General features: G+C 43.2%; 11 protein-coding genes and 1 rRNA gene. 3 read left to right on the top strand and 9 right to left on the bottom strand.

All coding sequences use genetic code 11. The annotated features are described in order from the left end of the window. The 4 genes from L4C38_RS00005 to L4C38_RS00020 form a co-directional block, all read right to left on the bottom strand. Positions 1-253 (bottom strand): 16S ribosomal RNA (locus L4C38_RS00005); the annotation flags it as partial. 560 nt (positions 254-813) lie between these two features. Beyond that, the gene (hemG, locus tag L4C38_RS00010; RefSeq protein ID WP_428795503.1) at positions 814-1,341 is read right to left on the bottom strand and encodes a menaquinone-dependent protoporphyrinogen IX dehydrogenase; all 528 of its coding nucleotides are present in this window, start codon (positions 1,339-1,341) and stop codon (positions 814-816) included. A gap of 9 nt (positions 1,342-1,350) precedes the next feature. Continuing rightward, positions 1,351-2,808, bottom strand: a complete 1,458-nt coding sequence (locus L4C38_RS00015) for a TrkH family potassium uptake protein (protein WP_428795504.1) — start codon at positions 2,806-2,808, stop codon at positions 1,351-1,353. Positions 2,809-2,842: 34 nt separating this feature from the next. Then, the gene (locus tag L4C38_RS00020; protein ID WP_428795505.1) at positions 2,843-3,469 is read right to left on the bottom strand and encodes a YigZ family protein; all 627 of its coding nucleotides are present in this window, start codon (positions 3,467-3,469) and stop codon (positions 2,843-2,845) included. Between the two features lie 200 nt (positions 3,470-3,669). Here L4C38_RS00020 and fadB point away from each other — a divergent pair, with 200 nt between their 5' ends. Then, positions 3,670-5,841, top strand: coding sequence for a fatty acid oxidation complex subunit alpha FadB (gene fadB / locus L4C38_RS00025; protein ID WP_428795506.1), 2,172 nt, complete (start codon positions 3,670-3,672; stop codon positions 5,839-5,841). A 26-nt stretch (positions 5,842-5,867) separates the two neighbouring features. Continuing rightward, complete coding sequence (gene fadA / locus L4C38_RS00030; RefSeq protein WP_428795510.1) at positions 5,868-7,031, top strand: acetyl-CoA C-acyltransferase FadA; 1,164 nt, start codon at positions 5,868-5,870, stop codon at positions 7,029-7,031. A gap of 50 nt (positions 7,032-7,081) precedes the next feature. Here the strand turns inward: fadA and punR are convergent, their stop codons facing one another. After that, positions 7,082-7,984, bottom strand: coding sequence for a DNA-binding transcriptional activator PunR (gene punR / locus L4C38_RS00035; RefSeq protein WP_428795511.1), 903 nt, complete (start codon positions 7,982-7,984; stop codon positions 7,082-7,084). Positions 7,985-8,130: 146 nt separating this feature from the next. Here punR and punC point away from each other — a divergent pair, with 146 nt between their 5' ends. Continuing rightward, entirely contained in the window at positions 8,131-9,330 is a 1,200-nt protein-coding gene (gene punC / locus L4C38_RS00040; protein ID WP_428795507.1) for a purine nucleoside transporter PunC, read from the top strand. Positions 9,331-9,377: 47 nt separating this feature from the next. Here the strand turns inward: punC and L4C38_RS00045 are convergent, their stop codons facing one another. The 4 genes from L4C38_RS00045 to L4C38_RS00060 form a co-directional block, all read right to left on the bottom strand. Further along, entirely contained in the window at positions 9,378-10,220 is an 843-nt protein-coding gene (locus L4C38_RS00045; protein WP_428795512.1) for an IS3 family transposase, read from the bottom strand. Next, positions 10,217-10,726 (bottom strand): helix-turn-helix domain-containing protein, encoded by a 510-nt coding sequence (locus L4C38_RS00050; protein WP_428750098.1) that lies wholly within the window; start codon positions 10,724-10,726, stop codon positions 10,217-10,219. Before L4C38_RS00050 ends, L4C38_RS00045 begins: the two co-directional genes overlap by 4 nt. An 82-nt stretch (positions 10,727-10,808) precedes the next feature. Beyond that, positions 10,809-11,945 carry a molecular chaperone DnaJ gene (dnaJ, locus tag L4C38_RS00055; RefSeq protein WP_428795508.1) on the bottom strand — a complete coding sequence of 379 codons (1,137 nt, stop codon included), beginning with the start codon at positions 11,943-11,945 and terminating at the stop codon, positions 10,809-10,811. Between the two features lie 264 nt (positions 11,946-12,209). Next, positions 12,210-12,982, bottom strand: a 773-nt coding sequence (locus tag L4C38_RS00060) for an Hsp70 family protein (RefSeq protein WP_428795509.1), incomplete at its 5' end; no start/stop codon positions are given.

The following is a 12,982-nucleotide window of genomic DNA, read 5'->3' on the forward strand; positions in this document are numbered from 1 at the left end:
CTAGCTAATCCCACCTAGGCATATCCTGACGCGAGAGGCCCGAAGGTCCCCCTCTTTGCTCCGAAGAGATTATGCGGTATTAGCCATCGTTTCCAATGGTTATCCCCCACATCAGGGCAATTTCCTAGGCATTACTCACCCGTCCGCCGCTCGTCAGCAAAGAAAGCAAGCTTTCTTCCTGTTACCGCTCGACTTGCATGTGTTAGGCCTGCCGCCAGCGTTCAATCTGAGCCATGATCAAACTCTTCAATTTAAAGTTTTTTCGGCTCAATGAATACTGACTTCAAAACTAATATTTACCGCTCTTTCGAAAAAGAACAGAAACATGTAATTCTAAAGCTATTATCATTCCAACAGAATGATAATGAATTGACTGTGCCAAGACTAAGTTAGACTTAATCTCGATTGGTCACTCAGTTCATTGAACCCAATGTGTTTCCGAAGAAACAGTTATTGCCGCTCTTTATAAAAAGGAACAGAATAACTTATTGGATTATCATCAACGAGTGCCCACACAGATTGATAGGTTTATATTGTTAAAGAGCTTTTCGCTTTGAGTTATCTCAAAACGGACGGCTATTTTAGCGATTTCAAGTTTAGTGTCAACCACTTTTTTCAAACTTTCTACAAGCAATTTGCTTGGCTAAAACACCTTACCAACTCTGCACTCGTTTCTTTCGAACCGTTGCCGTGTCAGTGAGGTCGCATTATAGAGATCGACATCACATTGGCAAGTCATTTTTCGCTATTTATTGGTTTTTCTTATAGTTCGACTATTAATTAATCTAAAACCGCCAAAAGAGGCAGTTTTGTTTACATTTCTTTAAACTTATCAGCAAATAGAGTGACTTTTTCCCAGTTTGTGTACTCTACTTCTTTACTCGTATCTGTTTCACCACCGGTTAACGTCATAATTAGCTTTATCATCATTTTGTCAAACCAAGCATAACGTGGATAGTAAAGTGCTCCTGCGAATACACCAATTAAACACGGCTGCCACGAGGATGAACGTAAGAATGTTTTAATATAGACACTACCTTCTGGCGTATCCTTACCCTGATCTTCTTTACGTGCAGTTAGATTGACACAAAAGAAGGCCACTTTATGAGTAATAATCTGTTCGAGGTTACTTTCTATAAACTGATAGAGTTTCTTATTCAATTTACCGTAACGAATAGATGCACCAATTAATACCCTTTCATATGTAGAGAAGTCGATATTCGCAACTTGGTGCAAATCAACGATCTCACATTGGTAATCACTTAATTGCGCTTCAATGTGCTTGAGAATTTTTATCGTTTGTCCTTCACGGGAAGAATATAGAAATAGAGCCTTTTTCACATTATGTCCTCAGCTACGCCAAAATGTTGGAGTCAGCAATATAAGTAGAGTAAATATCTCTAGTCGACCAAACAGCATTGAAACGACTAGCACCCATTTGGCTTTATCATTTATCTCTCCGAAATGAAGTGCAACTTCGCCTAAGCCTGGACCTAGATTATTTAATGTTGCCGCAACCGCAGAAAATGCACTCAGCTCATCCATACCTGTAGCAATCAAAGCCAACATACAAACAACGAACACCAAAGCATAAGCAGAGAAAAATCCCCATACGGCATCGACTACTCGCTGAGGTAGAGCGCTCCCCCCCAACTTAATGGTGTATACCGCGCGAGGATGCACTAAGCGTTTTAGTTCACGCGCGCCCTGCAAAGTCAGTAACAATATTCGTATCACTTTCATTCCACCACCAGTCGAACCGGCACAACCCCCTATAAAGGAGGAGAATAGAAGTAACACTGGTAAAAACAGCGGCCATTCGGCAAATCCAGTAGTAGTAAAACCTGCGGTTGTCGAAATAGAAACGGTCTGAAATAGTGCTTGGTCGAAAGCCTCATAAACTGTGTCATAGGAATGGTGACTGAGCAGCATTAGGAAACAAATAATGAACAGTAGTATCTGTATAACAATAAAGGCTCGAAACTCTGGATCTTTCCAATAATACTTCGGGTGCACGCCACCAGAAGCAAATGCCGCGAAGTGAAGTGAGTAGTTACATGCAGATATCAACAAGAACACCACGGTAATCATATTAATCGCATAACTATCAAAATACCCCATGCTGGCATCATGGGTAGAAAAGCCACCAATAGCTATAGTAGAGAAACTATGCCCAATCGCATCAAATGGTGTCATGCCCGCTAGCCAATACGCTAGCGCGCAAGCGATGGTCAAACTAAGGTAGATGTACCACAACGCTTTTGCCGTTTCGGCAATACGCGGTGTCATCTTTGTATCTTTTACTGGACCAGGAATTTCTGCCCGATATAGCTGCATCCCACCAATGCCGAGTACTGGAAGTATTGCGACAGCGAGTACGATTATTCCCATACCACCAAACCATTGCAGGAACTGGCGATAAAAGAGAATTGCTTTGGGTAGATGATCGAGACCAACTATAACTGTCGCACCTGTAGTCGTTAACGCAGAAAAGGATTCAAAAAAGGCATCCGTTACCGACACATTAGGATTATCAGACAATAAAAATGGTAGTGAACCTGCACTACCAATTACCGTCCAGAATAGAACGACGATTAAAAAGCCGTCTCTAGCTTTTAGTTCATGCTTATGACGCCGGTTCGGAAACCAGCAAACCACCCCACAAAAAAGAAGAACAAAGAAAGTTGTCACAAACGGCACACCCGCACCATCTCGGTATACTAAAGCAACCAAGGCAGGGGCAAGCATTGAGACACTAAAAAGGGCGAGCAAAAGCCCGACGATTCGGATAATAGATCGAAATTGCATTATTAATGGTATGTGAAGCTAGGCTTCTGACTTCCTATTCAATCCCTTTAACCGGGGTGATTACGGCTTTAGCGCCGCTTCTGTTAATGATGATTTGACTAAAGGCTTCTAACTCACGAACTTCAATCTCAAGAGTCAGTACAACATCATCACTGTATTTTGCTTCTACTTCCAGCACACCGAATTGACTAAACAGCGATTGTGCGACTGGCATAAAGCCATAGTCTAACTGTAGCTTTATTAATATGGTGATTTTTTTCTCTATAGTTTGAAGCAGCTTTAATGCTTGTTGCACACCGCCGCCATAAGCTTTCACTAAACCACCAGTACCAAGCCTGATGCCACCGTAATATCTTGTCACAACAGCGCATATTTCCCCAACCCCAGAACCGGATAACTGCGCCAAGATAGGTTTACCAGCCGTACCTGATGGCTCGCCATCGTCACTAAAACCCCATTTCATGGAATCTTCAGGTCTCCCTGCGACAAATCCCCAACAGTTATGCCGAGCATCAGAATGCTTCTTCTTTATCTCGTCGACAAATGCTTTGGCTGAATCCATTGTTGGAGTATGGGCTAAGTATGTAATGAATTGGCTCTTCTTGATCTCTTCTTCAAAGATTATTGGAGCTACAGGAATTAAGTACGGCTTATCGTTCATGATTTGACTGGCAGTGATATGTTGTTAGCAAGCTTATCACGAGCTCTTAGCAATAACAGAATGGATTATCTTAATCACAATGTTAAACACTTGTTTAAAATATGTGTTGAAATTAAACAATCTCAGGTCCACACTAATAACACTGGTCTTACCAGAATAACTATAACTTCATCTGTAGATTTTATGTCATGGAGATAGACATGATTTACCAAGCTAACACCCTACACGTAAAGGAAGTGCGAGATGGTATAGCTGAGCTTTGCTTTAGCTCTCCAAACTCGGTAAATAAACTGGACCTCGCAACATTGCAGTCGCTAGATACAGCACTGGATACCATACTTCAAACAGACAATATTAATGGTTTGCTGCTTACAACCGACAAAGAATCTTTCATTGTCGGCGCTGATATTACCGAGTTTCTTGACCATTTTTCCAAGCCCGATCACGAGCTAGACCAGTGGTTGCAGTTTGCTAACCAAACATTCACAAAACTGGAAGATCTGCCTTTTCCAACAATTTCAGTTATAAGGGGACATGCTCTCGGGGGAGGATGTGAGTGTGTACTCGCTACTGATTTTAGAATAGGAGATCAAACCACCAGCATTGGTTTACCAGAAACTAAGTTAGGTATTATGCCCGGCTTTGGTGGCTGCGTGCGTTTACCTCGTGTTATCGGTGCAGACAGTGCTATGGAGATTATTACTCAAGGCAAAGCTTGCAGAGCAAATGAAGCACTTAAAATTGGACTACTGGATGCTATCGTCGACAGTGATGTTCTATACCAATCGGCACTCACGACCTTATCTCAAGCCATTACTGAAAGAGTAGATTGGAAATCACGCCGCACACTAAAAAAATCACCGCTAACACTTAGTCGACTAGAAGCTATGATGAGTTTCACCATGGCTAAGGGATTGGTCGCGCAAAAAGCAGGTCCCCACTATCCAGCGCCAATGACAGCAGTAAAAACGATTGAAGCAGGTGCTCACCTTGCCCGCGATGAAGCTCTAGATATAGAGAGAAAGCATTTCGTTAAGCTTGCAAAATCATCTGAAGCAAGCGCCTTAGTTGGGTTGTTTTTAAATGATCAGTACATAAAGAGCATAGCGAAAAAGGCAGCGAAATCGGCACAGAAAGAAACACAACATGCCGCTGTTCTTGGGGCTGGAATAATGGGTGGCGGTATCGCCTACCAATCAGCGCTAAAAGGCGTTCCTGTATTAATGAAAGATATTGCTCAGTCATCTCTTGATTTAGGTATGACAGAAGCATCAAAGCTACTTAACAAACGCTTAGAACGTGGGCGTATTGATGGCTTCAAAATGGCAGGTATTCTTGCTTCCATTACCCCTAGCCTACATTACGCAGGGATTGAAAACATCGATGTCATCGTCGAGGCGGTGGTAGAGAATCCTAAAATAAAATCAGCAGTATTGAGTGAAGTTGAGCAACACGTCGCTATCGATACAGTGATCACTTCAAATACCTCCACTATACCAATTAATTTATTAGCCAAATCACTTAAGCGTCCTGAAAATTTCTGTGGTATGCACTTTTTTAATCCCGTTCACAGAATGCCTTTGGTTGAAATTATTCGCGGTCAGCATACTTCGGATGAAACCATCAATCGAGTTGTCGCTTATGCTGCAAAAATGGGTAAGTCTCCCATTGTCGTCAATGACTGCCCAGGATTTTTCGTAAACCGAGTGCTGTTCCCTTACTTCGGTGCTTTTAGCTTGTTATTACGCGACGGCGCCGACTTTACTTCTGTAGATAAAGTGATGGAGCGTCAGTTTGGATGGCCAATGGGACCAGCCTACCTACTCGATGTTGTGGGCATTGATACCGCTCACCATGCCCAAGCGGTCATGTCACAAGGCTTCCCTGACCGAATGGGTAAGCAAGGACGTGATGTTATCGATGCGCTATTTGAAGCCAATAAATTTGGGCAGAAAAATGGGCATGGTTTCTACAGTTATACCTTGGATAGAAAAGGGAAACCTAAGAAAAGTTTTGATGACAAGATCCTCCCATTACTCGCCGATGTATGTACCGATAAACAAGCGTTCGATGATTCGACCATTATCGCGCGAATGATGATCCCAATGATCAATGAAGTCGTGCTATGTCTTGAACAAAATATTATCGCTTCACCACAAGAAGCAGATATGGCACTGGTTTATGGTCTTGGCTTCCCTCCATTTAGAGGCGGTGTATTCCGTTATCTAGACAGCATTGGTATCGATACATTCGTTGATCAAGCAAAACAGTTTGCCGAACTCGGCGCAATGTACCAAGTACCACAACTGCTGAAAGATATGGCAGCCAAAGGTGAAAGCTTTTACGGCAACCAACAGCAAGGTTCAATTTAATGGGGGAATCGAAAATGGCTACAGATATAAAAAAAGTCGTAATTGTGGATTGCCTTCGTACCCCTATGGGGCGCTCTAAAGGTGGGGCATATCGTCATGTTCGAGCAGAAGATTTATCCGCTCATTTGATGAAAGGGATATTAGCGCGCAACCCGCAAGTCAATCCCTCGGAAATTGAAGATATCTACTGGGGTTGCGTGCAGCAAACACTTGAACAAGGTTTTAATGTGGCACGCAATGCTGCACTACTAGCAGGCTTACCAATTGAAATTGGCGCTGTAACCGTTAATCGTCTTTGTGGCTCATCAATGCAAGCATTGCATGATGGTACACGTGCAATCATGACTGGTGACGCTGAGATCTGTCTTATTGGTGGTGTTGAGCATATGGGGCACGTACCAATGAATCATGGTGTCGATTTTCATCCTGGTATGTCTAAAAACGTAGCTAAAGCTGCCGGAATGATGGGGCTTACTGCTGAAATGCTAGGAAAAATGCATGGTATAAGTCGTGAGCAACAAGATGAGTTTGCTGCTCGTTCGCATGCACGAGCTCATGCCGCAACGATTGAAGGACGCTTTAAAAATGAGATCCTACCGACTGAAGGTCATGCATCTGACGGCACATTGATGACATTAGACTTTGATGAAGTCATTCGCCCAGAAACAACAGTTGATGGATTATCCCAACTTCGACCTGTTTTTGATCCGGTTAATGGCACCGTTACGGCTGGTACATCTTCCGCCCTGTCTGATGGCGCTTCAGCGATGTTAATCATGAGTGAAGACAAAGCCAAAGAGTTGGGTTTACCAATTCGAGCTTATATCAAAGGTATGGCAATCGCGGGATGCGATCCTTCTATCATGGGTTATGGTCCTGTACCTGCAACACAAAAAGCACTAAAACGCGCTGGCTTAACAGTTGAAGATATGGATGTGGTTGAGCTCAATGAAGCTTTTTCCGCTCAATCATTACCCGTGGCAAAGGATCTTGGCTTGCTGGAAGTGATGGATGAAAAGGTCAATCTTAACGGTGGTGCTATCGCATTAGGTCATCCATTGGGCTGCTCTGGCACACGTATTTCAACCACACTGATCAATCTAATGGAAGCCAAAGACGCTAAATACGGTTTGGCAACCATGTGTATTGGCTTAGGACAAGGCATCGCCACTGTATTTGAACGTCCTTAATTCTAAATGGGTCACTTAAAAGCGCCAGTCTTGAGCTGGCGCTTTTATTATTAAGAACGTAGCCAGTCATTATATAACTGCTCGCTAGAGCCAAGATATTCAACCATCCATTCAATCATTTTATGATTTTCATCTTTTCGCCAAACCAAACAACAATGACTAAGCGGCTTTTCCTCTGGCAATATTTTCTCCACCAGCAAACCTTCATCAATTAATGATTGAGCAATATGCCGAGGCATGTATCCCACACCAATGCTGTTTTTCAAGCATTCAATCGCGCTGTACCAATTGGGTAATAATAATTGGCGTTGTTTAGGGTAATGTACGTTATGTCTCTTAGGCAGTACATTTGAGGTGTCATCTAGGCAAATGGCGGGGAACTGGCTGACAAATTCTTCAGTCAATACCTGCTCTCGCACACATGGATGGCTAGGAGACATAACAAACGCCCAGTCAAGAACGCCCATCTCTTTAATTTCAAAATCTCCACCAACTGGAATTGCTGCCGTCGCGCCAATAACAATATCAGCTCGCCCTTGTGAAATTGCTTCCCAAGAGCCATTAAAAACTTCCATGTTGATCTGTAACTCAGCGTGCTCAAACGTGGAATAGAAAGCCTCAATCGTTGGCTTCATTTTGTCCAATCTGACGACATTATCTAATGTCAGCTTCAAGGTTTTCTGCCAGCCATGTGCTGCGCGGCGAGTTTGGCTCTTCACCTCTTCCATGTGGCGTAACATGGCTCGCGCCTCTACCAGAAAGACTTCCCCCGCAGGGGTAAGCTCTACCTTTCTTGGCAAACGTTTAAATAACTCTACCCCTAGATCTTGCTCAATTTGACGAACACTGTAGCTAATCGCAGATGGTACTTTATGTAATATCTCTGCAGCGGCGGTAAAACTGCCTAAACGAGCAACAGTATCGATCATCTTTAGTGAAGTTCGAGAAAACACACTCATAATCTGCCTTCAAATTTTTTGATTCATAACCACAAATATTAACGTTTTATTTTATAGAACACCAAAAATAGAATGCAAACCTCCATATAGCCAAATTTTTGGCAAATAAATACATGTGAATTTTTTTGAACGGTAATCTTATGCAAGTATCCAAATTACAGCTGTTCTATTTATCAGCACTTTCAATGCTAGGCTTTATTGCCACTGATATGTACCTTCCTGCATTTAAGATGATGGAAGTCGATTTTGCCACTGGTCCTGAGCAAATTGCGCTCTCTCTGACCGTATTTTTGGTCGGTATGGCAAGTGGTCAATTATTGTGGGGGTTAGCGTCTGACAAATTCGGACACCGGAATACACTGGCTCTTGGTTTAGCTCTGTTCACCGTTTCTTCACTCGGTTTAGCCTTTAGCGACCAAGTATGGCAACTACTAACACTGCGATTCATCCAAGCGATTGGTGTATGTGCGCCAGCGGTAATTTGGCAGGCGATGGTAATCAAACGCTATAGCAGTTCGAGCCAACAGATTTTCGCGACAATTATGCCACTTGTCGCCCTATCTCCAGCCCTAGCACCTCAACTAGGAGTGTTACTGGCGGATAGTTTTGGTTGGCATAGTATTTTTTACGCATTAACCATTATGGGTGTACTACTTATCATGGTAACAATGAGCCAACAGCAAGATATTATTGAAGAAAAACAAACGTCCATTACAAATGACATTCGCGCCTTGATTGGCTCAAAGACTTACCTTGGCAATGTAATGATGTTCGCCACCGCATCTGCTGCATTCTTTGCTTATCTAACGGGTATGCCTGAGATCATGGCGCAACTCGGTTATGATGCCAAAGACATTGGCTTAAGCTTCATCCCCCAGACCATTGCGTTTATGGTTGGTGGTTGGTTAGGTAAAACCATGGTTGCGAAATATGGTGACGAAAAAGTTCTTCGTCAGTTGGTCGGGCTATTCAGCGTCGCGTCACTATTAATCTTCGTAGCATCACAATGGCAACTCACTTCAATTTGGCCAATCTTAGCGCCGTTTTGTTTAATTGCAGTAGCTAATGGTGCGATGTATCCAATCGTCGTAAATCGAGCTCTTGCAAGCGCACAACAGAGCCCTGCAACCGCAGCCGGTTTGCAAAACAGCTTACAAATCAGTGTAAGTAGCCTAGCAAGTGCTTTGGTTGCGGCGCTAGCAAGCCAAGCCCTCCACGCAACTGGTATCGCAATTATTATCTGTATGGCTGGTATGTGGATTGGTTATGTTGTCTCAAATAGGGATTTATCAAATCACTTCACCACACCTGACAACGCTCGCGTCATTAGCGACAAATAGTAAAAGAGCCGCATAATGAAGTGACCCCGTAAAGTTGGACATTTCTGTTAAGCGGCTTTCAAGGCCTGAGTTCGATATTCTATCGGAGTCAGGCCTTTTAGTTTCACTTTTATACGTTTGGTATTGTAGTACTCGATGTATTCTTTAATTTGCTCTATCAAATCATCTGCATCTTCAAAGCTTTGGTTGTGATACATCTCTGTTTTGAGTAAAGCAAAAAAGTTTTCAGCAACAGCATTATCCAAGCAGTTACCTTTTCTCGACATGCTTTGCGTTAACCCACTCTCCGCTACCTTTTTCTGGTACTGTCGATGGCGATATTGCCAACCTTGATCGCTATGTATAATTGGCTTTGAGTTGGGTTCAAGCGTTGATATAGCTTCCGTCAGCATATCCGTGACAAGCGGCAAGCAGGCATTTTTGGCCACTCTATAAGCAACCACTTCCTGAGTAAACAAGTCGACAACGGGAGACAAGAATACTTTCTGCTCTTTGACTTTGAACTCCGTGACATCAGTTACCCACTTTTCATCGGGCTGAGTCGCACTAAAATCTCTTTCAAGCACGTTGGGAGCAGCTTTTCCAGACTCTCCTCGATATGAACGATACTTTTTAATCCTGACCGTCGATTTAAGGTTGAGCTGTGCCATAAGCCTTTGAACCGTTTTGTGATTAAGCACGAACCCCTGATTTTTTAGTTCCAAGTGAATACGGCGATAGCCGTATCGACCCTTATGTTCATGATAAATTGACTCTATCAACCGCAGCTCACGTTCGTAGCTATTTGGGCGCTTGTTCGTTTGAGCTTGATAATAAAATACACTTTTTGCCAGCTGTAGAGTGTGCAGTAAGTGCTTCAACGGGTACTTGCCTTTAAGAGTTAGAGCTATGACCGCTTTTTCTTTGTTCGACGGTTTTTTTCCTGCTCCAACTCTTCCAACTTTTTTAGAACGGCATTCTCGGTTCGTAAGTAGACCAACTCCTCTTTTAGCTCCTCAAGTGTCATTTCATTATCAGGTTTAGTGGTACGTTGAGGTTGCAGTTTCATTGAGGGTCTTCCTTTCTGGCGCATTTTGAGCCCCTTGATACCGAGCTCATTAAATCGATTGAGCCAGACAGAGAGTATCCCAGGGGATGAGAGGTTTAATACTGCGCTAGTGTGCGTGAGAGACCATTCATTCGTCCACATTAAATTAAATGCTTTTCGTTTTGTTTGAGCAGTAGCAGCATGCTTAGTTGGTAAAAATGAATCAGTACCATGGATGGCAAAGACTTGAGCCCAATACCGTATCTGTCTTGAAGAAATTGAATATTGTTTTGCTAAGTAGAGAGATGACGTGCCATCTAAGTATTGCTTAGCAATGATACATTTTAGCTCTCGGCTATATTTGGACATAAAAAGACCCCCAATAATTGGTGTCTAACTATTGGGGGTCAGTTCATAAGCAGGCTTTTCATTAAATTTTACGCAGAGTGAACTAGTTAGTTAAATCATCAAAAAATTTCTTCACGCCATTGAAGAAACCTTCAGATTTTGGCTTGTGCTTAGTTGCAGCGTCGCCACCACATGTTTCTTCAAACTCTTTAAGCAGTTCTTTTTGACGTGAACTCAGATTCACCGGTGTTTCAACGACTAGTTTAACCACTAGATCACCAATGCCGCCGCCCCGAACACCTTTAACACCTTTACCACGCATGCGGAACATACGACCGGTTTGTGTTTCTGATGGTACTTTTAGGTTTACACGACCATCAAGTGTTGGAACTTCAACTTCGCCACCTAATGCCGCCATTGCAAAGCTCACTGGTACTTCACAGTACAAGTTGTTGCCCTCACGTTCAAAGATATGGTGTTCTCTTACGTGCACTTGAACGTATAGGTCACCTGCTGGAGCACCCATTTCGCCAGCTTCACCCTCGCCAGATAGACGAATGCGATCACCAGTATCAACACCTGCAGGGATCTTAACATTGAGTGTTTTGGTTTTCTGTTTGCGACCTTGACCATGACATTCATTACATGGATCTTTGATGATTTTGCCTTTACCGTGACAGGTAGGACAAGTCTGTTGAACTGCAAAGAAGCCTTGGCGCATTTGAACTTGACCATGACCATGACAAGTTCCACATGTATCAGCCGAAGAGCCTTTCTTAGCGCCACTGCCGCTACAAGTATCACAATGTACTAAGGTTGGTATTTCAATTTCTTTTGATACACCACGTACTGCTTCTTCTAGCGTTAACTCCATGTTGTAACGTAGATCGGCTCCTCGTTGTGCACGTTGACCACCGCCACCACGACGACCACCACCGAAGATGTCACCAAATACGTCACCAAAGATATCACCGAAATCAGCACCGCCGCCGCCATAACCGCCGCCGCCACCTTGTTCAAATGCCGCATGACCGTATTGATCGTATGCCGCTTTCTTCTGAGGATTTGTAAGAACTTCGTATGCTTCTTTGACTTCTTTAAATTTGTCCGATGCTGTCTCATCCCCCTGATTACGATCAGGGTGAAACTTCATCGCTAAGCGCTTATACGCCTTTTTAATATCGCGTTCAGATGCATCACGGCTAACGCCTAATACTTCGTAAAAATCACGTTTTGACATGCTTTCGTCACCAATTTATTACTGCAAACGAGCCTGTATTTCAGAGCACCGCTTGGTGTTTTTATATCTTTCTAGCTAAGATCTTTATTTCAAAGTACTTAGCTAGAAAGACAGCTTTTTTTTACAAACATACGGGCGTTAGAGTTGCCTCCGACGCCCGTAATAGAATTCTTACAGAAAGATTTTCCTAAGATAGGTAGCGTTAGTTCTAGAAGAAAGTACGCACTTCCAACAATGAATTAACGCTATCCTAGCGACGAAAAATTACTTTTTGTCGTCTTTCACTTCTTCGAATTCAGCATCAACAACGTCTTCATCTTTCGATTGAGACTCAGCATCATCACCTTGTGGTTGTGCTTGTTGTTGCGCGATTTCCATCAGCTTTTGAGCAGCAGCCATTAACGCTTGAACTTTCGCATCGATCGCTTCTTTGTCATCACCTTTACGAGCTTCTTCAAGCTCAGTGATAGCAGCTTCAATCTTCTCTTTCTCATCAGCAGGAAGAGCTTCACCAGCTTCTTCAATTTGCTTACGAGTACCGTGAATCATTTGGTCTGCTTGGTTACGTGCAGATGCTAGCTCTTCGAACTTTTTGTCCGCTTCTTTGTTAGCTTCTGCTTCTTGAACCATTTTCTCGATGTCTTCGTCGCTTAGGCCGCTTGAAGCTTGAATCGTGATTTTCTGCTCTTTACCAGTCTGCTTGTCTTTCGCAGATACGTGCAGGATACCATCCGCATCTAGGTCGAAAGTTACTTCAATTTGTGGCATGCCACGTGCAGCTGCTTGGATGCCTTCTAGGTTAAATTGACCTAGAGACTTATTGTATGATGCTTGCTTACGCTCACCTTGTAGAACATGGATAGTTACCGCGTTCTGGTTGTCTTCTGCAGTAGAGAAAACTTGGTTCGCTTTTGTTGGAATAGTCGTGTTCTTCTCAACAAGCTTAGTCATTACGCCGCCCATAGTCTCGATACCTAGAGACAGAGGTGTAACGTCTAGTAGTAGTACGTCTTTCACTTCACCCGCAAGTACACCAC

Origin of the sequence: Vibrio kasasachensis (assembly GCF_050337565.1) — a bacterium.
Classification (GTDB): domain Bacteria; phylum Pseudomonadota; class Gammaproteobacteria; order Enterobacterales; family Vibrionaceae; genus Vibrio; species Vibrio kasasachensis.

Coding starts and splice junctions, on each gene's coding strand:
- L4C38_RS00015 (WP_428795504.1), bottom strand. CDS start 2,808: ATGCAATTTCGATCTATTATCCGAATCGTCGGGCTTTTGCTCGCCCTT.
- L4C38_RS00020 (WP_428795505.1), bottom strand. CDS start 3,469: ATGAACGATAAGCCGTACTTAATTCCTGTAGCTCCAATAATCTTTGAA.
- fadB (WP_428795506.1), top strand. CDS start 3,670: ATGATTTACCAAGCTAACACCCTACACGTAAAGGAAGTGCGAGATGGT.
- punC (WP_428795507.1), top strand. CDS start 8,131: ATGCAAGTATCCAAATTACAGCTGTTCTATTTATCAGCACTTTCAATG.
- L4C38_RS00050 (WP_428750098.1), bottom strand. CDS start 10,726: ATGTCCAAATATAGCCGAGAGCTAAAATGTATCATTGCTAAGCAATAC.
- dnaJ (WP_428795508.1), bottom strand. CDS start 11,945: ATGTCAAAACGTGATTTTTACGAAGTATTAGGCGTTAGCCGTGATGCA.